This is a genomic window from Cobetia sp. 14N.309.X.WAT.E.A4, from assembly GCF_030397495.1.
Taxonomy (GTDB): domain Bacteria; phylum Pseudomonadota; class Gammaproteobacteria; order Pseudomonadales; family Halomonadaceae; genus Cobetia; species Cobetia marina.
Genome location: NZ_JAPNXT010000001.1, coordinates 314,859 through 336,156, shown reverse-complemented (window position 1 = coordinate 336,156; position 21,298 = coordinate 314,859). Strand labels below are relative to the sequence as shown.

General features: G+C 63.4%; 17 protein-coding genes. 2 read left to right on the top strand and 15 right to left on the bottom strand.

What is annotated here, in order from left to right:
- Positions 1-116: 116 nt before the first annotated feature.
- From mazG to cysM, 4 genes are read right to left on the bottom strand one after another with little or no spacing between them, the layout of a single operon-like run.
- Positions 117-1,052 (bottom strand): nucleoside triphosphate pyrophosphohydrolase, encoded by a 936-nt coding sequence (gene mazG / locus OW493_RS01465; protein WP_289862960.1) that lies wholly within the window; start codon positions 1,050-1,052, stop codon positions 117-119.
- Positions 1,049-3,313, bottom strand: coding sequence for a GTP diphosphokinase (gene relA / locus OW493_RS01460; protein ID WP_077372191.1), 2,265 nt, complete (start codon positions 3,311-3,313; stop codon positions 1,049-1,051). The genes mazG and relA overlap by 4 nt, the downstream gene beginning before the upstream one ends.
- A gap of 56 nt (positions 3,314-3,369) precedes the next feature.
- On the bottom strand, positions 3,370-4,773 hold the full coding sequence (gene rlmD / locus OW493_RS01455; RefSeq protein ID WP_289862957.1) for a 23S rRNA (uracil(1939)-C(5))-methyltransferase RlmD: 1,404 nt from the start codon (positions 4,771-4,773) through the stop codon (positions 3,370-3,372).
- Positions 4,773-5,702 carry a cysteine synthase CysM gene (gene cysM, locus OW493_RS01450; protein ID WP_077372185.1) on the bottom strand — a complete coding sequence of 310 codons (930 nt, stop codon included), beginning with the start codon at positions 5,700-5,702 and terminating at the stop codon, positions 4,773-4,775. The genes rlmD and cysM overlap by 1 nt, the downstream gene beginning before the upstream one ends.
- 340 nt (positions 5,703-6,042) lie before the next feature.
- On the opposite strand from cysM, the gene OW493_RS01445 reads away from it, so the two are divergent.
- Positions 6,043-9,024: a response regulator gene (locus OW493_RS01445; protein ID WP_289862955.1), complete on the top strand. Its 2,982-nt coding sequence runs from the start codon at positions 6,043-6,045 to the stop codon at positions 9,022-9,024.
- Positions 9,025-9,212: 188 nt separating this feature from the next.
- Here OW493_RS01445 and acpS read toward each other — a convergent pair whose 3' ends face one another.
- From acpS to OW493_RS01400, 9 genes are all read right to left on the bottom strand, one after another.
- Positions 9,213-9,590 carry a holo-ACP synthase gene (acpS, locus tag OW493_RS01440; protein WP_077372179.1) on the bottom strand — a complete coding sequence of 126 codons (378 nt, stop codon included), beginning with the start codon at positions 9,588-9,590 and terminating at the stop codon, positions 9,213-9,215.
- Positions 9,587-10,411, bottom strand: a complete 825-nt coding sequence (pdxJ, locus tag OW493_RS01435) for a pyridoxine 5'-phosphate synthase (RefSeq protein WP_289862953.1) — start codon at positions 10,409-10,411, stop codon at positions 9,587-9,589. The genes acpS and pdxJ overlap by 4 nt, the downstream gene beginning before the upstream one ends.
- A 103-nt stretch (positions 10,412-10,514) precedes the next feature.
- The gene (recO, locus tag OW493_RS01430) at positions 10,515-11,231 is read right to left on the bottom strand and encodes a DNA repair protein RecO (protein ID WP_077372173.1); all 717 of its coding nucleotides are present in this window, start codon (positions 11,229-11,231) and stop codon (positions 10,515-10,517) included.
- Positions 11,232-11,378: 147 nt separating this feature from the next.
- On the bottom strand, positions 11,379-12,323 hold the full coding sequence (era, locus tag OW493_RS01425; protein WP_077373161.1) for a GTPase Era: 945 nt from the start codon (positions 12,321-12,323) through the stop codon (positions 11,379-11,381).
- Positions 12,324-12,415: 92 nt separating this feature from the next.
- Entirely contained in the window at positions 12,416-13,108 is a 693-nt protein-coding gene (rnc, locus tag OW493_RS01420) for a ribonuclease III (RefSeq protein ID WP_077372170.1), read from the bottom strand.
- Positions 13,109-13,451: 343 nt separating this feature from the next.
- The gene (gene lepB, locus OW493_RS01415; protein ID WP_077372167.1) at positions 13,452-14,255 is read right to left on the bottom strand and encodes a signal peptidase I; all 804 of its coding nucleotides are present in this window, start codon (positions 14,253-14,255) and stop codon (positions 13,452-13,454) included.
- A gap of 54 nt (positions 14,256-14,309) precedes the next feature.
- Complete coding sequence (lepA, locus tag OW493_RS01410; RefSeq protein ID WP_077372164.1) at positions 14,310-16,130, bottom strand: translation elongation factor 4; 1,821 nt, start codon at positions 16,128-16,130, stop codon at positions 14,310-14,312.
- 276 nt (positions 16,131-16,406) lie between these two features.
- The gene (locus tag OW493_RS01405; RefSeq protein ID WP_289862949.1) at positions 16,407-17,813 is read right to left on the bottom strand and encodes a DegQ family serine endoprotease; all 1,407 of its coding nucleotides are present in this window, start codon (positions 17,811-17,813) and stop codon (positions 16,407-16,409) included.
- A gap of 258 nt (positions 17,814-18,071) precedes the next feature.
- Positions 18,072-18,542: a SoxR reducing system RseC family protein gene (locus OW493_RS01400; protein WP_077372161.1), complete on the bottom strand. Its 471-nt coding sequence runs from the start codon at positions 18,540-18,542 to the stop codon at positions 18,072-18,074.
- A gap of 146 nt (positions 18,543-18,688) precedes the next feature.
- Between OW493_RS01400 and OW493_RS01395 the strand changes: the two genes are divergently transcribed.
- On the top strand, positions 18,689-18,937 hold the full coding sequence (locus tag OW493_RS01395; RefSeq protein ID WP_084209118.1) for a VF530 family protein: 249 nt from the start codon (positions 18,689-18,691) through the stop codon (positions 18,935-18,937).
- Between the two features lie 205 nt (positions 18,938-19,142).
- On the opposite strand, the gene OW493_RS01390 is transcribed toward OW493_RS01395, so the two are convergent.
- Both OW493_RS01390 and rpoE read right to left on the bottom strand, forming a co-directional pair.
- On the bottom strand, positions 19,143-19,859 hold the full coding sequence (locus tag OW493_RS01390) for a sigma-E factor negative regulatory protein (RefSeq protein WP_289862945.1): 717 nt from the start codon (positions 19,857-19,859) through the stop codon (positions 19,143-19,145).
- A 321-nt stretch (positions 19,860-20,180) separates the two neighbouring features.
- Positions 20,181-20,783 (bottom strand): RNA polymerase sigma factor RpoE, encoded by a 603-nt coding sequence (rpoE, locus tag OW493_RS01385; RefSeq protein WP_077372152.1) that lies wholly within the window; start codon positions 20,781-20,783, stop codon positions 20,181-20,183.
- Positions 20,784-21,298: the final 515 nt, after the last annotated feature.

The following is a 21,298-nucleotide window of genomic DNA, read 5'->3' as shown; positions in this document are numbered from 1 at the left end:
AAGGCACTTGCCCTGATCGCTTACCATCAGCATACGACCGCGGGCCTTGGCTCCACAATCCGACTATCGCGTAAACTTACTACATTTTCTTTCTGCCGCCCGACGACGGCATCACATCACCTGACAAGCGGAGTCACCGCACGCGCGTTCGACGAGCCATCCTCGAGGCTCTCGGACTGACTGGCCGCCCGCTCCCGGCGCTTGGCCTCATCCCAGTGCGCATCCATCTCGGCGAGACTGGCCTCCTTCAGCGAACGCCCCTCTGCCGCAATCGCGGCTTCCACATGACGGAACCGGGACGCGAAACGGGCATTGGTCGCCCGCAGCTGCTGTTCCGGGTCCGCCTTGAGCGTCCGCGCCAGATTGACCACCGCGAACAGCAGATCCCCCACCTCCTCACGCGCATGGGCCTCATCGCCCTCGGCCAGCGCTTCCTCGACCTCGCCGAGTTCCTCGCGGATCTTGTCCAGCACACCGGCAGTGTCCGGCCAGTCAAAGCCCGAACGTGAGGCCTTCTTCGAGAGCTTGGCCGCCCGCGTCAGCGCCGGCAGGCCCAGCGGCACGCCATCCAGCACGCTGACGTCAGCGGCCTGGCTGGCAGATGGCTCGCCGGACTCCTGCTGCTTGAGGGTCTCCCACTGGGCATTCAGCGACCCTGTGTCCACCTCATGCGTGGCGATGCCCTCACGGCGCGAAGCCAGGGTGCCATCCGGGAAGACATGCGGATGGCGGCGCAGCATCTTCTCGGTGAGCACATGAATGACGTCATGGAAGTCGAAACGCTGCTGCTCGCTGGCGATCTGGGCGTAGAACACGCCCTGAAAGAGCAGGTCGCCCAGCTCCGCCGGCAGCTCGTCGAGCACCTCGGCATCTGCCGCGGCCCGCTCGATCACGTCGGCGACTTCATAGGCCTCCTCCAGGGTGTGCGGCACCAGGCTCGCGTAGTCCTGCTTCAGATCCCACGGACAGCCGTACTGCGGGTCACGCAGCACGGCCATCAGGGTCAGCAGGTCCTCAAGGCCATGGCGTCCGGGGGGAGTTGCGGCACTCATGACTTGTTGCCACCGACCCGCAGGCGCTTGACGTCGATGATGTTGGGCAGCTGCTGGATACGTGCGAACACGCGTCCCAGCACATCGAGGTTCTCGACCTCCAGCGTGATCCTGAGCGTGGCGATGTTGTCGAGCTGGTCGGTGCGCGTATTGACCGACAGCACATTGACCTTGTCGCCACTGAGCACATTGGTGACATCGCGCAGGAGCCCCGAGCGGTCCCAGGCCTGGATCTCGATATCCACCGGATACTGGCTGCGTGACCGCTGGCCCCAGTCGACATCGACGATGCGCCGCGGCTCGTCCGAGCGCAGCTGGATCAGGTTCGGGCAGTCCTGACGATGCACCGTCACGCCACGCCCCTGGGTGATGAAGCCAGCGATCTGATCCCCCGGCACCGGATGGCAGCAGTTGGCCATGGTGGTCTTCAGGTTGCCGACCCCCAGCACCATGACGGCGTCCGGCTTCTCCTTGCCCTGCGGCTTGCGCTGACGCAGCAGGCGCTCGAGCTGCTCCTGATCATCGGTGTCGCCGAACAGCTGCTGCGCCTGATGCAGCACCTGGCCGACCCGCAGGTCCCCCGCGCCAATGGCGGCGTACATGTCATCACGCGTCGGATAGTTGACGGCGTTGGCCAGCTTGTCGCGATCAAGGTTCTCCAGCGCCAGACGCGAGAATTCCTTCTCGAGCAGCGCCTTGCCCTCGTCGACGTTCTGATCCCGCGCCTGGAGCTTGAACCAGGTCTGGATCTTGGCGCGAGCGCGCGAGGTGCGCACATAGCCCAGGTTGGGGTTGAGCCAGTCACGACTCGGCCCGCCCTTGGTGGCCGTCAGGATCTCGACCTGCTGGCCGGTCTTGAGCTTGTAGGTCAGCGGCACGATACGGCCGTCAACCTTGGCACCACGACAGCGATGCCCCACCTCGGTGTGCACGCGATAGGCGAAGTCGATGGGCGTGGCGATCTTGGGCAGGTCGATGACGTGCCCTTCCGGCGTGAAGACATAGATGCGATCAGGCGCCACGTCGGAACTCAGGCCCTGACGGATGGACTCCTGTCCCCCGCTCTCGCCGACCTCGTCCTGCCATTCGAGCACCTGACGCAACCAGGCGATCTTGTCCTCGTAGCTGCGACTCTTGTGGCCGACGTCGTGGCCCTTGTAACGCCAGTGGGCACACACGCCCAGCTCCGCCTCCTCGTGCATGTCGAAGGTGCGGATCTGGATCTCGATGACCTTGTTGCTGGGCCCGACCACTGCGGTGTGCAGCGACTGATAGCCATTCTTCTTCGGGTTGGCGATGTAGTCATCGAACTCGTGAGGCACGTGGTGCCAGCGCGAGTGGACGATGCCCAATGCCGTATAGCAGTCACTGACGGTGCCGACGAGAATCCGCACCGCACGCACGTCATACACCTGCGAGAAGGCGATGCGCTTGATCTTCATCTTCCGCCAGATGGAGTAGATGTGCTTGGCGCGGCCGGCGACATCGAAGTGCTTGATGCCCTGATCGCGCATCAGACTGCGCATCTCGACCAGCAGATCGGCGATATAATGCTCGCGCTCCAGACGCTTCTCGGCCAGCTGCTTGGCGATGTTCTTGTATTCGGTCTCCTCGCGGTAGCGGAAGGACAGATCCTCCAGCTCCCACTTGAGCTGACCGATGCCAAGACGGTGAGCCAGCGGACCATAGATGTCGAAGACCTCATTGGCGACCCGCATGCGCTTCTCGCGCGGCGCATCCTTGACGTGACGCAGGGCGACGGTGCGCTCGGCGATCTTGATCAGCGCGATGCGCACGTCATCGATCATCGACACCAGCATCTTGCGCAGGTTGTCCTGTTGATCGTGCTGCGCCATGCCATGACTGGGCGCCTGCAACTGACTGATGGCGGCCATGTTGAGCACGCCCTCGATCAGACGTGCCACCTCGGCACCGAAGTGCTTGTCGATGGCCTCAAGCCCCAGGTGCCCCTCACGCACCGCGCGATAGAGCACTGCCGCCACCAGCGCAGGCTGGTCGAGCTTCAGCTCCGAGAGGATATCCGCCATCTCGAGACTGAAGCGGAAACTGACCAGCGGCTCACGCCAGGGCTTGTCGCCACGCGCATCCGCCTCACGCGCCACCTTCAATGCGACTTCACAGGCTCGCACCATGACCTCGGCATTCACCGACGGGACTTCCTCGCGCAGTCGCGCGACCCACACCGGGATGTCCACACCACCGCTATCGGTCAGCGGCTGATCTTCGCGCACCTTGACCATGACCCTATGTCCTTGAATATCTTGCCATCTTGATGACAGCGCCCGGGGGCGCCGTCTCAGTCTTCCATCCGCTCCAGCAGCAGCATCGATTCCAGATGTGCCGTGTGAACGAACATGTCCGCCATCAGCGCACGCGTGACACGATAGCCGGCGTCGGTGAGCATCTTCACGTCACGCATCAACGTGGTCGGGTCACAGGCGATGTACAGCACCCGTGCGGGTGCATGGGAGACCTTCCCGGCATGCAGGTGACGTGCCAGCTCATCGCATAGAGGCTGAGCGCCATCGCGCGGCGGGTCCAGTACCAGAAGGTCGATACCCTCGAGTGATGGCAGCGCACGACTGAGGTCGGCGCGTCGAGCGCTCACCTGGGGCAGCGCGTTGTGCTCGGCATTGGCGATCAGCTGATCCACCATGCCTTGGCTGCCTTCGATGCCGGTTACCTTCGCGGCCCCCGCTGCCGCCACGGCCAGCGTGAGATTGCCGACTCCGGCGTAGAGGTCCATGACCGCAAGGCCACTGACGTCGCCCAGCCAGTCCAGCGCCGTATCCACCAGGCGCTGATTGAGCGCGGCATTGACCTGCACGAAGTCACCCGGCGAGAAGGCGAGACGCAGTGTCCGCTCGCCGACGCGCACGGAGTAGGCGGCGTCCGGCGTGCCGGCCAGCCATTCCAGCACCACCGGATCACGCCCGACTCGCCAGCCGACCACCAGCCCATGCTGTTCGGCAAAGGCCTGCCAGCGCTCGGCATCACGCGGCACGGCCTTGAGCTGTCGAATCACCAGGATGACCTGGTCATCCGCGGCCGTCAGCTCCAGATGCCCCAGACGCTTGGGCGCTTCCAGCGTATTGATCAGCTCGCGCAGCGGCGTGATCAGTCGATCCAGCGCCGGCACCAGCACGCTGCAGCCCTGGATATCCACCAGCTGATTGCTGCCACGGCCGCGGAAGCCCAGCTGGATCTCGCCGCTGTCCGTGACGCGCACCCCGAGGCGTGCACGCCGACGATAACGATGCTCGTCCTCGCCCAGTGGCTGGATATCCGCCAGCGCCACGCCATTGCGCTGTGCATGCTCACTGAGCACCTGCACCTTGTGGGTGCGCTGGGCCGGCAATGCCATGTGCTGGAGATCACAACCACCACAGGTGCCGAAGTGCGCACACGGCGGCGTCACGCGACTCTCGGCAGCATTGTCCCGCGAGCGCACATGCGCCTCGTTGAAGCGCTTGTGGGTTCGGTGGATGGCCAGCGTGACCCGCTCACCGGGCAAGGCCTGGTCGATGAACTGGGTCTTGCCGTTCTCGTCATGCGCGACGCCTCGCCCATCATGCGCCAGACGTTCCACCGTCAGCCATTGGCTGTCGGCATCACTGACGTTGCGCGTCTCGCGACTGGCCACTTCCTTCTCACGACGCGTCGGTTTGCGCGCTGGGCGTTTCTGTCCGAGCAGTGCCATCAGAGATCATCTCCGTGGGTGTAGAGGCCGGTCGACAGATAGCGGTCGCCACGGTCACAGACGATGAATACGATCACCGCGTTCTCGACCTGCTCCGCCACCGTGAGCGCCCCTGCCAGGGCGCCGCCGGAGGACACGCCCGCCAGAATGCCTTCCTCACGCGCCAGACGGCGCATGCAGACTTCGGCGTCCCGCTGAGCGATATCCAGGGTGCGGTCGATGCGCGAGGCATCGAAGATGCGCGGCAGATAGGCCTCGGGCCAACGACGGATGCCGGCGATGCTGGCGCCGTCCGCCGGTTGCAGTCCCACGATCTCGATGGCGGGATTCTGCTCCTTGAGATAGCGAGAGGTGCCCATGATGGTGCCGGTCGTGCCCATGGAGGAGACGAAATGCGTGATGCGTCCCTGAGTCTGTTGCCAGAGTTCCGGTCCGGTGGTGCGGTAGTGCGCCAGGGGATTGTCCTGATTGGCGAACTGATCAAGGGCCTTGCCCTCGCCACGCGCGATCATCCCATCGGCGATGTCCCGCGCGTGCTCCATGTTGTCTGCCTCGATCAGCGTCGCGCCATACGCGCCCATGGCCTGCTTGCGCTCGCTGGAGGCAGTGGAGGGCATCACCAGCACCATGCGGTAGCCCTTGATGGCCGCGACCATCGCCAGCGCGATGCCGGTGTTGCCGGAGGTGGCTTCCACCAGGGTGTCACCGGGCTGGATCTCGCCGCGAGCCTCGGCTTCATTGAACATCGAAAGCGCCGGACGATCCTTCACGGAACCCGCGGGATTGTGGCCTTCCAGCTTGGCCAGCAAGACGTTGTTGCGACCGGCGGTGATACGCGTCAGGCGTACCAACGGCGTATTGCCGACGACATCGGCAAGACTGGGGAATTCAGTCGCGGCAAGATCCGCGGGGTCACTGACATGAGACATGAGGGGCAGACTCCAAGGACGCGCCCGGATACTCCGATGCTGACCGTCAGGAGGCAGCATCGAGACCTGAGACAATCGGGGCCACGTCGGGGGTGTAGAAGATGTGCGCAGTATATCGCTCCCGCCACCTCCCTGTCAGGGCGCGAACCATCGCATCACTGCAGTCTGGAAGGTATGCTTGAGCCTGGCTTTCGCACGCCGCTCGTCGCTGGCGGCTGTGCGGGCCTTGCACGCAGGCCCTCGGACACGTCACCTCCGGAAGGTGCGGCGCTGCAACCCTGTTTTCCTCTTCCTGCGGCATCCGAGTCTCTGGCTCGCTGCCCCGTCGCGATGGACTGCCATGCTGCTTAGAACCCGCTTTCAGCTCGCGTTGCTTCTGCTGCCGCTTGCCACGAGCCTGCTGTTCAGCCTCTATGTGGTGGATCGTGAGATCAGTCGTGAACGCACCGCCATGATGCAGCGTCTGCAGGCCAGTGTGCAGGCGATCATGCCCGGGCTTGCCAATGCCGCCCTGGAAGCCGACGACCAGCGTCTGCATGAACTGGCACAGATGCTTATCGATCAACGCGACGTGCGAGGGTTGACGCTGCGCACCCCCGAGGGTGGCACCCTGCTTCACATGGGGCCGAGCCAACGTCCACAGACAAGCTCGCTGCTGGAAAGCGACGCCTACCCGCAAGCCCCCGACGCGCTGGTGCTGGTGACACCGGTGATCGACCCATGGCGGGAGGCACGACGCGGAGACCGCATCTCCTGGCTGATTCTCGAGGCCTCCGATACCCGTATCGTGCTGCACCGCTATCAGCTGCTGGTCGGCTATGGGCTGGCCAATCTGGTCTTCGGACTGGCACTGCTGCTGTTCGCCTACCATGCCTCACGTCGCATGCTGCAGCCCTTCCATGACCTTGGCGAAGCCATGACCCGCCTCGCGCGCGGCGAGACTCACCAGCGTCTGCCGGTGCAGGGGAATGACGACATGAGCGAGCTGGCCGAGCACTACAATCTCAGCGTCGAGCAGCTCAAGCGCGCGCGGGAAGACATGCAGGACCAGATCGACCAGACGACGCGTGACCTGCACGAGTCGATGGAAACCGTCGAGATCAAGAACATCGAACTGGACATGGCCCGCCGCAAGGCGCTGGAAGCCAACCGCATCAAGTCGGAATTCCTCGCCAACATGAGCCATGAGATCCGCACGCCGCTCAATGGCATCATCGGCTTCAGCAACCTGCTGGGGCGCAGTGACCTGGACAACCGCCAGCGCGACTGGCTGGGCCACATGCAGAACGCCTCCTCCTCGCTGATGTCATTGATCAATGACATCCTGGACTTCTCCAAGATCGAGGCCGGCAAGCTCGAGCTCGAGAAGGTCCAGATGGACATCGAGCCGCTCATCGAGGAAGTACTGGCGATGCACGCCCCGGAGGCGCATCGCAAGCATCTGCACCTGCTGGGGCTGGTCTACGATGACGTGCCACAACGCTTCGAGGGTGACCCGCTGCGCATCAAGCAGGTGGTCACCAATCTGGTGGCCAATGCGGTCAAGTTCACCGAACAGGGCGAAGTGATCGTCCGCGTGATGGTGGATGACCTATCCGGCAGCAGTACCCGCCTGAAGATTGCCGTGGCCGATACCGGCATCGGCATGGACAGTGCGCAACGCAACCGACTGTTCCAGGCCTTCTCCCAGGGTGACCCGTCCCGCGCCCGCCAGTTCGGCGGCACCGGCCTGGGCCTGATGATCTCGAAACGCCTGGTGGAACAGATGGGTGGCGAGATCCAGGTCGAAAGCCTGCCCGGACATGGCTCCACCTTCCTGTTCAGCGTGCCGGTGGCCGTCAGCAGCATCGAGGAGCGCCCGCGCGAGATCGTCTTCGATCATCAGCGCATCTGTCTCATCGAGCCACACCCGGCCACGCGCCGCGCCCTGAGCTACCTGCTCTCGCGCTGGTCGCTGGACCTCGTCGGCATCGAGGAGCAGCCTGATCTCGTGGTAGTCGCTCTGGAAAGCCGTGACCTGAAGCGGCTGGAGGAATGGAGTCAGCGCCTCAAGCATCTGCCGTGTCGCGTGCTGTGTCTGCTGAATGCACCACTGCCGGCCAATATCGAGGACCTGCAGCAATACGGGATCGACGAACTGCTCAGCAAGCCGGTCACACGCCTGCAGATGCGCCACAAGCTGGCCAACCTGCTGCATTCACCGCGGCGCGACACACCACGCCTTCAGGAGCTGCCGGCCTTCACGCCGCTGGAGGATGGCACCACGGCCGGGCGGCTGACGCCTGATCTTTCCGCTCCGCTCCCGGAGCGCTCGCCGGCATCGCCGCGGGCCCCCGAGGCGCCGCCTGCCTCCCCCATGCCTGACGGGCTGCCTCAGGCTGCCACGCCTGCGGAGACGCCGAACATGACGCGCAAGTGCGTGATGGTCGTCGATGACAACCCCTCCAATCGCCTGCTGGCCGAGGAACTGCTCACCGACATGGGACTGGATACCCTGGCCGCCCAGAGTGGCGAGGAAGCGTTGGCTCTGGCACAGCAGCAGCCGGTGGATGCGGTACTGATGGATATCCAGATGCCGGGCATGAACGGCCTGGAAGCCACCAAGGCTCTGCGCCATCAACAGCGCATGCGCCATGAGCACCTTCCCGTCATCGCGTTGACCGCGCACGCCCTGGCACACGAGCGCCGGGAGCTGCTGGCCGAGGGCATGGATGACTACCTCATCAAGCCGGTCGACGAGCACCTGCTGGCCAACATGCTGAGCCGTCACCTTGGCATCACGCTCAGCGTGCCGAAGACCCCGCCACACGACACGGCCCCCGCCTTCCCCCCCCTCTCCAGTGCCACTGACGCGGGCAGTATCGAGCGTGGCAAGCGCCCCGAGGGTGCACCTCCCATGCCCGCCGCATTCGAGGGACTGAGCGAGCAGGATGGCGAACTGCCCATCGTCGACATGGCACTGGGCATCGAGATGGCCGGCGGGCGCAAGGCGCTGGCCCTGGAGATGCTGGGGCTGCTGATCAAGAGTCTGCCGGAGAGTGAGGTCACCATCCGCAGGGCCTGGGCGGTACAGGATGGCGAGGCCATGCTCGATGGGGTGCACTATCTGAATGGTGCCTGCCGCTACTGTGGCGTGCCGCGCCTGGCACTGCTGGTCGAGGCGCTGGAGACACGCCTGCGCGTCAGTGGTCTGGATCAGCTGGAGGACGATGTCGCCGCGCTGTTCGATGCCATCGCAAGCCTTGCCCAGTGGGCACAGAGCGAGGAAGCCACCTCGCTCCTGGCAGAGTCGCGCCCCGACGCCTCGGACCGCGAGCGCTGAGCGAGAGCGCTGGTCGAGAGCACTGATGACGGCATCCGCTCTTCGCCACCCCTTTTTCTCTTCCCTTTTCCGCCCCCTCCTCACCATCCCACTGCCGACAACGACAACGCCACCCTGGCCGCAAGGCGAGGGTGGCGTTGTCATGTCCAGCACTTGTCAGCGGTCAGCGGTCAGCGGTCAGCGGATGCTCAGCGCTCCAGCACCACGAAGGCGATGGCCTGATCACGCTCATCACTGATCGACAGATGCAGATGACGAATCCCGGCACGTGCGGTCAGCGCTTCCGCCTCATCTGATAGCACGAAGGACGGCTTGCCCAACGCATCGTTCACCACCTGGATCTGGGTGAAACGCATGCCCTGGCGCAATCCGGTGCCCAGCGCCTTGACGAAGGCTTCCTTGGCCGCGAATCGCTTGGCCAGAAAAGCCGCCGGCTGGGGGTGATCCGCGAAGCGTGCCAGCTCCTGCGCTCCGAGCAGACGCCGAGCGAAGCGCTCTCCGTGACGTGCCATGCCGGCCTCGAAACGCTCGATTCGCGCGATGTCCGTGCCTATCCCGACGATCATCCGCAGCAGCCTGACCCTTGCACGTGCTCATGATCCTCATCGTGCTCATGGTCATGGTCGTGCGCATCCAGCGCTGCCATCAGCCCCGCTTCCTGGCCTGCGATGCACAGGCGCTTCATCTCGATGACGGCCTCCTTGAGGCCGACGAACATGGCGCGCGCGATGATCGCGTGACCGATATTCAGCTCGTTCAGCCCCGAGATGCCCGCGATGGCCTCGACGTTGTGATAGTTGAGACCATGCCCGGCATTGACAATCAGACCCAGCTCGTTGGCGAGCTCGGCTGCAGCCGCGATGCGCTCGAATTCGACACGCGCCGCTTCACCGCTGGCATCCGCGTAGGCACCGGTGTGAAGCTCGACGACTGGCGCCCCGGTCTCGAAGGCGGCACGAATCTGCTCAGGCTCCGGGTCGATGAACAGCGAGACTTCACAGCCCGCCGCCGCGAGACGCTCACAGGCCGCGCGGATGCGTTCCAGATCCCCGGCGACATCCAGACCACCCTCGGTGGTCAGTTCCTCGCGCTTCTCCGGCACCAGGCAGACATTGGCCGGACGCACTTCCTCGGCCAGCGCCAGCATCTCGCCACTGACGGCCATCTCGAGATTCATGCGCGTATTGAGCACCTCGGCCAGAAGACGCACGTCGCGCTCCTGGATATGGCGACGGTCTTCACGCAGGTGCACGGTGATGCCATCGGCGCCGGCTTCCTCCGCGACCAGCGCGGCCTGGACCGGGTCCGGATAACGGGTGCCACGCGCCTGGCGCAGAGTGGCGATGTGGTCAATATTGACCCCGAGCAGGATACGCAGCGGGTGCATGATCAGCTCCTAGCGATGGAGATGGAAAATAGGCATGGCAACAGGTGCCATGACGAAGACAGCTTGCATGACGACAGGATACGACCTGCAGGCAAGGCCCGCATCATCCCGTCTGACGACTTTCACGTCGCCGGGCGGTCAGCTGACGCATCAGTTCACGCGAGCGCAGCGGACGCTCTCCCAGCAATGGCGCCAGGGCGCGCCGCGCCAGCCACAGACTCTCTCGCGACAGGCCGGCGTGCCCCCAGTCCTCACTGGCCAGCAGCTTCAAGGCACGCCCCTCGATACCTGCCGCCCCCTCGGGTTGGGCGCGAAAACGCCGCTCGCTGGCGACATAGTCGTAGCGCACGTCGGGCATCAGAGGGGCATCCTCCAGCGTACGAAACTGCGGCAATTGCTCAAGGGCTTCCAGCAGGGTGTATTCCAGTCGCCTGAGCGCCGGGGCGCGACGAGCAGGCAGCGCCACGTCATCCAGGGTCAGCGAATAGAGCGCGAACAGCTCCGGTACCGGCATTTCCACCGGCAAGGTGCGCGTCAATAGCTCATTGGCATAGAAGCCACACAGAAGCCCTTCCCCCGCCAGCAGACTGGCGCTGCCGCCGGTCTCCATCAGGTTGAGCGTCTTGAGATCACTTTCCCCGCGCCAGGTGACGTGCAGGGGAGTGAACGGCTGCAGTCGCGCCCGCGACTTGCTGCCCGGACGCTGGACACCGCGTGCCACCGCGCGCACCCGACCATGCTCGAGGGTCAACAACTCGATGATGGCACTGGTTTCACGATACGGCTTGCGATGCAGCAGGAAGGCCGGTTGCGGCGTCATCGGACAGGCTCACGACAGAGAGGGCTTGCGGACAGGGAAGATGGCATCCGGCAGAGGCGAACGCCGAGCATCAGGCGATGCTCGACTGATGAGGCCACCCGTGGCGCGGCAGTCGTCTTGCCTGCCGCGCCACGGGGGCGGGGAGCATCAGTCCTTGTCGTGGGTGTAACCCAGGCTTTTCAGCGCGCGCTCGTCATCCGACCAGCCACGCTTGACCTTGACCCACAGGTTGAGCATCACCTTGGCATCGAAGGCACGCTCCATCTCGAGACGCGCTTCGCGACCGATGTTCTTGATGCGCTCGCCATTCTCGCCGATCAGGATCTTCTTCTGGCCCTGACGCTCGACCATCATCAGCGCGCTGATGTGCAGCGTACCGCGCTGATCGGTCTTGAATTCCTCGATCTCGACGGTCATCTGGTACGGCAGTTCGTCACCCAGCTGACGCATCACCTTCTCGCGCACCAGCTCGGAGGCCAGGAAGCGTGAGCTCTTGTTGGTGATCTGATCATCCGCGAACATGTGCTCGCCGTGCGGCAGACGCCCCATCACGTTCTCGAGCAGCAGGTCGATGTTGGTGCCATTCTTGGCCGACATCGGGATGATGGCCGCGAAGTCACGACGCTCCTGCAGACTCTGGAGCCAAGGGGCCAGAGTGGTCTTGTCCTTCAGCCAGTCGATCTTGTTGACGACGAGAATCACCGGCGCCTTCACGTGGGCCAGCTTCTCGAGCACGATCTGGTCTTCTTCCATCCAGCGGGTGCGGTCGACGATGAACACCACGGCGTCCACATCGCGCAGCGCCTGGGTGGCGGTCTGGTTCATGAAGCGGTTGATCGCCTTGTTGCGATCGCGCTGCATGATGTGGATCCCCGGGGTATCGACGAAGACGCACTGGGTGCCGTCCTCGGTGTGGATGCCCATCACCTGGTGACGCGTGGTCTGCGGACGACGCGAGGTGATCGAGACCTTCTGGCCCAGGATGTGGTTCATCAGCGTCGACTTGCCGACATTGGGGCGCCCGACGATGGCGACGAAGCCACAGCGGGTATCCGGCAGCGGCTGATCGCTGACACCGGCGGCCGCCAGCATGCCCTCGAGGGCATCGGCGTTGCCGGTGTGCGTCTCGATAGAGGCATCAGGGGCGTCGCCGCTCGGGGTGACGTTGTCTTCTGGGGTATGGCTCATGAGCGGCCTCCGCGGGCAGGTTCGAGCAGTTGCAGCGCGAACTCGGCCGCCTGCTGTTCAGCATGGCGACGGCTGGAGCCGACGCCTGTGGTCTTGGTATCGATCATCTCGACGTGGCAATCGACGCTGAAGGTCTGCGAATGCGCTTCGCCTTCGACGCTGGTCACCTCATAGCGCGGCAGGGCCGCCTGACGCGATTGCAGGAATTCCTGCAGACGTGTCTTGGGATCTTTCTGGGTGTCCTGAAGGTTCAACGCCTCAAGACGGCTGTCGTACCAGCGCAGCACGTGTTCACGCACGACCTGCATGCCAGCATCCAGATAGATGGCACCGATCACGGCTTCCACGGCGTCAGCCAGGATGGATTCGCGACGATGACCGCCGCTCTTCATCTCGCCGGAGCCCAGGCGCAGGTTCTCGCCCAGCTTGAACTCACGGGCAAGCTCCGCCAGGGTCTGGCCCTTGACCAGACGCGCACGCAGGCGTGACAGCTGGCCCTCACGGGCCTGGGGGAAGCGCAGGAACAGCGCTTCGGCGATCACGAAATTGACGATGGAATCGCCAAGAAACTCGAGCCGCTCATTGTTCTGGCCACCATAGCTTCGATGGGTCAATGCCAGTTCCAACAGACTGGCATCCTCGAAGGTGTGGCCGATACGCTTTACAAAGGCATTCAGCGGGCTACTCACAGGTCTCCCTACTCTCTTTTTGTCGCTGACGCCCGCAGGCGTCCTGTCGAATGGTGCATCAGTCTTGACGGCTGATGCCTGTCGTCATCGACATGCTTCGCGATGCCCGAAGCCTACACGGCTTGAGGAGTTGCCGATCGCCACCATCCCAATCCGATATTCGTCAGCCGCGCTGCCCGCAGGCTCGTGGCCTCGGGTCCGACATGATGAACAGCAGGTTGACATGGCAGGCACGACGCATCGTCCCATGTCGAAAGATCCGTCCTTGCGGTACTGGCACGCCGCCGGGCGGCGCTGCCAGACACGACCGGGCCGCCTCTCGGCGGCCCGGTCAATGCACTGATCAATGAATCAGGCGTACCGAGGAAAAGTCCGGGAATCCGTCCTTCCAGTGCATCCACACCGCGACCGCCTTGCCGACGATGTTCTCTTCCGGCACGAAGCCCCAGTAGCGGCTGTCGTTGGAATGGTCGCGGTTGTCACCCATCACGAAGTACTGCCCTTCAGGCACCCGGATCTCGCGCATCTGCGGGCCGGGGTCCTGAGGGTTATTGTAGATTTGATGGGCGTGTTTCCCCAGTGTCTCATCCAGCAGACTCTCGCCGGGCTGCTCACTGACGTTGCGCGCATTGAGCGTCTTGCTGACCGCCTGACCATTCACGTAGAGCTGCTTGCCCTCATAGCGAATGGTGTCACCGGGCAGACCGACGACGCGCTTGATGAAGTTGGTGGACGGGTCCTCCGGGAAACGGAACACCATCACGTCACCACGCTCAGGCTCGCCGACCTCCAGCACCTTGGTGTCGACCACCGGCAGGCGCAGGCCATAGTCATACTTGTTGACCAGGATGAAGTCGCCGATCTTGAGCGTCGGCAGCATCGAGCCGGAGGGAATCTGGAACGGCTCATAGGCGAATGAGCGCACCACCAGCACCAGCAACAGTACCGGAAAGAACGACTTGGCATAGTCCACCAGCCACGGGTCCCGCGTCAGCTTCTCACGCGTACCACTGTCCAGCTCCCCTTCGACGGATGCCTCGGCCTTGGCCAGACGCGCCTTGCGCGCACCGCGCAGGGCAATCAGGTCTATCAGCCACACCACGCCGGCTACCGCTACGGCAATCACCAATACAAGCGAGAAATCCATCGTCATCCCTGTCTGCCCTGGGTCTTGGGGCAGGCCGCCAGCCGGCGGCCTGCATCAGTCGTTCATCTTGAGCACGGCAAGGAAGGCGTCCTGGGGAATTTCCACCCGGCCGACCTGCTTCATGCGCTTCTTGCCCGCTTTCTGCTTCTCGAGCAGCTTCTTCTTGCGGCTGACGTCGCCGCCGTAGCACTTGGCGGTCACGTTCTTGCGCAGCGCCTTCACGGTGGAGCGTGCCACGACCTGGCCACCGACGGCCGCCTGGATCGCCACGTCGAACATCTGACGCGGAATCAGTTCCTTCATCTTCTCGACCAGCAGTCGGCCACGGCCGTGAGCATGGTCGCGGTGGATGATGGCCGCCAGCGCATCGACGCGATCGCCATTGATCAGCACGTCCAGACGTACCAGCTTGGCCGCCTCGAAACGCTCGAAGCTGTAATCCAGAGAGGCATAGCCCTTGGAGATGGACTTGAGGCGATCGAAGAAGTCCATCACGACCTCGGCCATCGGCAGCTCGTAGACCAGCTGGATCTGGCTGCCCAGGAACTGCATGTCGAGCTGGACGCCGCGACGATTGACGCACTCGGTGATGACGTTGCCGACGTATTCCTGTGGCACGAGGATGGTGGCGCGGCAGATCGGCTCACGCAGTTCATCGACGTTGGCCATGTCCGGAAGCTTCGAGGGGTTGGACACCGGCAGCACGTCGCCGTTGTCCATCAGCACCTCGTAGATCACCGTCGGCGCAGTCGTCAGCAGGTCGAGATTGTACTCGCGCTCCAGACGCTCCTGGATGATCTCCATGTGCAGGGTGCCCAGGAAGCCGACGCGGAAGCCGAAGCCCAGTGCGTCGGAGTTCTCCGGCTCGTAATCCAGCGAGGCATCGTTGAGCGCCAGTTTCTGCAGCGCGTCACGGAAGTCCTCGTAGTCATCGGAGCTGATCGGGAACATGCCGGCGTAGACCTGCGGCTTGACCTTCTGGAAGCCCGGCAGACGCTCGACCTTGTCGGCCGTCTTGGTGTGCACGATGGTGTCACCCACCGGCGCGCCCATGATGTCCTTGATGCCGGCGACGATGAAGCCCACCTCGCCGGCACGCAGCACACCGGTTTCCTTGCGCTTGGGCGTGAAGATACCGATCGCGCCGGTTTCCCAGTCGCGGCCGGTGGACTTCAGGCGGATCTTCTCACCCTTTTTCAGGGTGCCGTCGAAGATACGTACCAGCGAGACGACGCCGAGGTAGTTGTCGAACCAGGAGTCGATGATCAACGCCTGCAGCGGCGCTTCCGGATCGCCCTTGGGCGGCGGAATGTCACGCACCAGACGCTCGAGCAGCGCTTCCATGCCCATGCCGGACTTGGCCGACACCTGACAGGCATCCGTCGCGTCCAGACCGATGATCTCCTCGATCTCCTGGGAGACCTTCTCCGGGTCCGCCTGCGGCAGATCCATCTTGTTGAGGACCGGCAGCACCTCGAGGCCCTGCTCGATGGCGGTGTAGCAGTTGGCCACCGACTGGGCTTCGACGCCCTGACCGGCATCCACCACCAGCAGCGCCCCTTCACAGGCATACAGCGAGCGCGAGACTTCATAGGAGAAGTCGACGTGGCCCGGGGTATCGATGAAGTTCAGCTGATAGGTATTGCCATCATCGGCGTGGTAGTCGAGGGTCACCGACTGGGCCTTGATGGTGATGCCGCGCTCACGCTCGATGTCCATCGAGTCAAGCACCTGCTCCTTGAGCTCACGGTCACTCAAGCCTTCACACAGCTGAATGATGCGGTCAGCCAGCGTGGACTTGCCGTGGTCGATGTGGGCGATGATTGAGAAGTTGCGGATATGCTTCAAGGACGGCGGCGTTACGCGTTCGGTCATGGATCACTGCTCTGTATTTGTGCCCGTCTCCGTGAAATCACACGGCCAACACGGGAGACGACGGAAATCGAATTGCACGCATTGTACAGTCCGACTTGAGGCGATGATAGAAGGCGTTACCTTTTGCACCTCTCTCGCCCAGCCGTTCGAACGGCAGCCACAAGGCAATCCTCATGCTTGCGAGCCCCGCGAGAAGGGGCTCGCCCCTGAATGCAGACGGGGCGCACAGTCGCCCGTGCGCCCCGTCGTCACTCGCCTCCCTTGCTGGCGTCCGCGTCATTCATCGCGCATGCGCAGAGCGATGTACAGCGGGCGACCGTTGCGCACCAGGCGCAGCGAGACCGGGCGATCCGCCGGCAGCTTGGCCACCACGTCACGCAGCGACTGCACGCTGGTCAACGGCTGCTGATTGAGCTCGACCAGCACATCGCCGGCAGTGATGCCCGCCTCTGCCGCCACGCCCTGTGGGTCGACCTCCAGCACCTTGACGCCATTGTCGAGGTTCATTTCCGCCAGCGCCGCCTTGCCAAGCTCGGTCACGGCAATGCCCAGGCCTTGCTTGTCATTGCTGGCAGCGGCAATCTCGTCCTGATCGCTGCCCGGCCAGTGCCCTACCTTGGCCTGCAGGGACTGACGCTTGCCATCTCGCAGGATGGAAAGCTTGAGCGAATCCCCCGGCGAGCTGGCACCGACCATGCGCGGCAGGTTGGCGGAGGTTTCCACCTCATCGCCATCGACCGCCATGATGATGTCGCCCGCCTTGAGGCCGGACGCTGCGGCCGGGCCATCCGGGTCAAGATCGGCGATCAGCGCGCCACGCGCCCGGTCCAGCCCGAAGGATTCGGCCAGATCCTTGGACACCGGCTGGATGACGACCCCCAGCCAGCCACGATCGACGCGACCATCGGTCTTGAGCTTGTCGGCCACATCCATCGCCACATTGATGGGAATCGCGAAGCTCACCCCCATGAAGCCACCGGAGCGGGTGTAGATCTGGGAGTTGATTCCGACCACGTCTCCCTCGAGATCAAACAGCGGCCCCCCGGAGTTGCCCGGGTTGATCGCGACATCCGTCTGGATGAAGGGCACATAGGCATCCGAGGGCAGCGTGCGATCGATGGCACTGACGATCCCCGCCGTGACGGAGTGATCGAAGCCGAACGGCGAGCCGATGGCCGCTACCCACTGACCGACTTCCAGGGCGTCACTGTCGCCCATCGGCAGAGTGGGCAGATCATCCGCCTTGACCTTGAGCAGCGCGATATCGGTCTTCTTGTCCTCGCCGACCACCTGAGCCTTCAGCTCCCGACGGTCATTCAGGCGCACCATCACCTCGTCGGCACCATCCACGACGTGGGCGTTGGTCATGATGTAGCCATCGTCGGAGATGATGAAGCCGGAACCGAGGCTGGAGCGCTTCTCGATCCCCCCACGCCCCTGACCGGGGAACTGATCACCGAAGAAGTGCTTGAAGAACTCCGGCATCTCCTGGCCATCCGGGCCACGGAACACCGGGCCCGAGGTACGTTTGATCTCGGTGGTGGTCGCGATATTGACCACGGCAGGCGCCGAATCCTTGACCAGCTGGGTAAAATCGGGAAGTTCACGCGCCTGGGCCATCTGGGCACCCATCAGGGCAGCCATGGCCAACGCGGGCGCCATCAGGCGAGAAAGCGATTTCATCGATGCGACTCCTGGTACGTCCTGTCACTTGTTATGAGGCACGCTGTCACTTGCCATCCAGCATGCTGACGTCGCAAGCGACGCCCCATTCATTGACGCCAAGACGGCGTTGAAGTTCAGCGAATGATACCGCGCTCGACGCAACATCAGGTCGCATGAAAGCGACAGACGACATGCAGCAGGCATTCTCGGGGACGGGCGAGGGTCGACCACTGCCGCTCACGCGCGCGAGCAGCTGTCAGCCGAGCACAAGAGCCGTCAGACGGCCTTGATGGCCAGCGAGTCCACTCCCAGGCGACGCAGCAGGCGGGGACGATACAGCGCCTGCTGCTCAGGACGCGCGGCATGCCAGCGCACCACGCCCAGCCCCGCCGCCAGCGAGAGCGCAAAGCCCAGCGGCACCACCAGTGCCCCTGCGCCTGCCAGCTGCTCGGCCACGATACCGCCGAGCATGCCACTCATCAGCGGCAGGCCATACAGAAGTCCGGCACTGCGCAGGAAGGCGGATTCGTCGATACCGATCACGACCCGTTCGCCGACCATCGGCCACGCCTCGCCAAGCGGCACATGAATCAACACACGGTGTGCCTTGCGGCGCGAGAACTGGCTCAACAGCCCGCTCCCGCAACTGCTGCGAGCCTTGCAGGCTCCACAGGTGGAGCGGCGCTGAGTCTCGACCCACACCCCTTCCCTGCCATGACCGGTGACCTGCCCTTCTTCCTGCATCATCTTGCCGACTCCTGAAATCTCGCCACCTGCCGGCAGCACATACGGGTAGAATAACGCCTTTCAGGGGGACGCTTCACCTCACCCCGCCGCCATTGCCCCTCATCCCGGTCGACCGAGATGACACCCATGTCCGCACAGGAACTCTCATGAGCGAAGCACCGCCACCCTCCACCTCGCGTCTCGACCCCCTGCATGGGGTCACCCTCAAGGCGTTGCTGACCTGGTTGGTCGACCATTACGGATTCGAGACGCTGGGCGAACTGATCCCCATCAATTGCTTCCTGAGTGACCCCAGCATCAATTCGAGCCTCAAGTTCCTGCGACGCACGCCCTGGGCACGCGCCAAGGTCGAGGCGCTCTACATCCAGACGGCAGATCGCTATCTACATGACTGAGGCGGAGAGTGGCCACACCGCCAGGTGACGGCGCTGGCCGGACGCGACCAGGATATGCGGGCGCAACCAGAATATGCGGGCGCAACCAGGATATGCAGACGCAAAAAGAGGGGCAGCCATTGGCTGCCCCTCTTTTCCTGTCGCCCCTTGCTGCTTTCACCTACCCTGGCAACGATGCCATCGCAGGCCAGTCATCCAGCGAAGGTTACTGGGCGACATCCTGCAGACTGATCCATTCGCTGCGCTCCGGCACGGGGCCGCGCTCGGACGACTTGCTCAGGTACGCTTCAAGCAGTCGACGCTGGGCAAGATCCGCCGCCGCGACGTTGCTGGACGACATGCCGGAGTCATAACCGCCATTCTGCGGGGCCATGAACATGGGACGCGACGGAGAAGCCGTCACGCCGACCTGCATCAGGCCGCCTGCAGCACTCGGTTGTGCCCACTGGGAAGCTTCGGCATTCACGGACGGCTGGCTGACCTGATGCACCGCGCCACCCTGCAGGCCTGAAGCCCCGCTGGCCAGCTCCGCGCCTGAGCCGTTGAGGCTCGGCACGCCGGTGTCAGTGCCGTTGAAGACCTGCACACCGGTGATCACCATCACCGCGACACCCGCCGCGATCGCGGCAGAGCCTGCGAAGGAGAAGAGGCTGCGGCGCTCGGCCACGGGTTCGGCAACCTGCGCGTCACGGGAGATCATCTCGACCTCGGCACTCACGGCCGCCGAGATATCCATGGTAAAGCTGCTCTCGCGCTCGCGGTGCATGACGCTGCGCGCAAGATGATAGCGACGCCAGGTGTCTGCCGCCTCAGGCGATTCGTCGAGCCCCTTGAGGACACGTCGCAGATCCAGCTCGTCACCCTCCGCATCCATCAGCGCGGACAGCGACTCCTTCACGGATTCGGTGGTCTTAAGATTCATGCGTAAATACCCTCACACTCGACAGGCCATCACGGGGCACAACCTGCATTTCAGACAACGAATGGCGTCATGACACGACTGGCTCGCTGCATGACTCTTGGCGGCCCGACTGAACGAACCGGCAATCTGCACACTATGATCACGCGCGCGCCAGTTCGTTCCGCGATTCATTCAGAAAACATTCACTTTTCATGCACTATCTGAACAAGCCATTGTTTTTGATGAATTTTCTCGGCAGACAAGGATGTAGACCATCGGAGACAGATACTTGCCTGTCGGGTCCTGCTCGACCGCCAGACGCCATCTTCAACAGTGCCCCTCTCAGTCAGCTACCGCCCCAGCTGCAGCAGGACTGAGCAGCCCCTGGATGGCCTTGTCCACCGATTCGCGAGCACGGAAGATGCGTGAGCGAACGGTCCCCACCGGGCACTGCATCACCTCGGCGATATCCTCATAGGACAGACCGTCGAACTCGCGCAGCGTGATGGCGGTGCGCAGGTCTTCCGGCAATTTCTCGATGGCATCGAACACCACCTTCTCCAGCTCGTCACGCGCCATGGCCGCTTCCGGTGTCTCGACATCCGCCAGACGCCCGGACTGATCCAGCACCTCGGCATCCCCGATGTCCAGATCCGTCCCCGGGGGACGCCGCCCCCGCGAGACCAGATGATTCTTGGCGGTATTGATGGCGATGCGATACATCCAGGTATAGAAGGCGCTCTCCGCCCGGAAATTGGGCAAGGCGCGATAGGCCTTGATGAAAGCTTCCTGGGCGACATCCTGGACTTCGGCATGATCATGCACATAACGGCTGATCAGGCCGAGAATCTTGTGTTGATACTTGTTGACCAGCAGATCGAAGGCGCGGTTATCCCCTTTCTGGGCGCGCTCGACCAGCTGCTGATCTGTCTCATTGACACTCATTCACTCGCTCCCTCCGCGGGAGTGGAGGCACCGCTAGAGACGACTCGCAAAGACGTCCCCGGGGCATCAGTACCTGATGGAAATTGCGACTCGCGCATATGGAATCCGGCCCCTTTGACATTCATGCTCATGGATGCGTCGCGCAATTCGAACAGCACACTGGCTACCTTGCACCCGTTCGGGCGACCAAAATCAACGCACAGTGTTCCTGTTTATCATTTGCACGGCAAGACACGTGGTGGCCAAAGCCACAGGTTTTCCATGCCTACGCCTGAGATGACCGTGTTTGGCGACGCTGACTCGCTCAAGTGTAACGATTACTTTACGACTGACTCATTGCCAGGCATGACACTCGCTCCTGATCCCTCCATTTACCTTGACAGGTGATTTATATTGCGCCAAAGCCGCTGACAAGCGTCAAAGCAGCAGATACCATGGAGCCATTCACGACTCCACTCACGGCAGGGGGACAGCCTCTGCCAGGATCTGCGCTCACGATTGCGGACCGAACAACG

Excerpts from the sequence above, each read along its gene's own strand:
- mazG (WP_289862960.1), bottom strand. The coding sequence starts at position 1,052 with ATGAGTGCCGCAACTCCCCCCGGACGCCATGGCCTTGAGGACCTGCTG.
- relA (WP_077372191.1), bottom strand. The coding sequence starts at position 3,313 with ATGGTCAAGGTGCGCGAAGATCAGCCGCTGACCGATAGCGGTGGTGTG.
- rlmD (WP_289862957.1), bottom strand. The coding sequence starts at position 4,773 with ATGGCACTGCTCGGACAGAAACGCCCAGCGCGCAAACCGACGCGTCGT.
- cysM (WP_077372185.1), bottom strand. The coding sequence starts at position 5,702 with ATGTCTCATGTCAGTGACCCCGCGGATCTTGCCGCGACTGAATTCCCC.
- OW493_RS01445 (WP_289862955.1), top strand. The coding sequence starts at position 6,043 with ATGCTGCTTAGAACCCGCTTTCAGCTCGCGTTGCTTCTGCTGCCGCTT.
- acpS (WP_077372179.1), bottom strand. The coding sequence starts at position 9,590 with ATGATCGTCGGGATAGGCACGGACATCGCGCGAATCGAGCGTTTCGAG.
- pdxJ (WP_289862953.1), bottom strand. The coding sequence starts at position 10,411 with ATGCACCCGCTGCGTATCCTGCTCGGGGTCAATATTGACCACATCGCC.
- recO (WP_077372173.1), bottom strand. The coding sequence starts at position 11,231 with ATGACGCCGCAACCGGCCTTCCTGCTGCATCGCAAGCCGTATCGTGAA.
- era (WP_077373161.1), bottom strand. The coding sequence starts at position 12,323 with ATGCTGGCGGCCGCCGGTGTCAGCGATCAGCCGCTGCCGGATACCCGC.
- lepB (WP_077372167.1), bottom strand. The coding sequence starts at position 14,255 with ATGGATTTCTCGCTTGTATTGGTGATTGCCGTAGCGGTAGCCGGCGTG.
- lepA (WP_077372164.1), bottom strand. The coding sequence starts at position 16,130 with ATGACCGAACGCGTAACGCCGCCGTCCTTGAAGCATATCCGCAACTTC.
- OW493_RS01405 (WP_289862949.1), bottom strand. The coding sequence starts at position 17,813 with ATGAAATCGCTTTCTCGCCTGATGGCGCCCGCGTTGGCCATGGCTGCC.
- OW493_RS01400 (WP_077372161.1), bottom strand. The coding sequence starts at position 18,542 with ATGATGCAGGAAGAAGGGCAGGTCACCGGTCATGGCAGGGAAGGGGTG.
- OW493_RS01395 (WP_084209118.1), top strand. The coding sequence starts at position 18,689 with ATGAGCGAAGCACCGCCACCCTCCACCTCGCGTCTCGACCCCCTGCAT.
- OW493_RS01390 (WP_289862945.1), bottom strand. The coding sequence starts at position 19,859 with ATGAATCTTAAGACCACCGAATCCGTGAAGGAGTCGCTGTCCGCGCTG.
- rpoE (WP_077372152.1), bottom strand. The coding sequence starts at position 20,783 with ATGAGTGTCAATGAGACAGATCAGCAGCTGGTCGAGCGCGCCCAGAAA.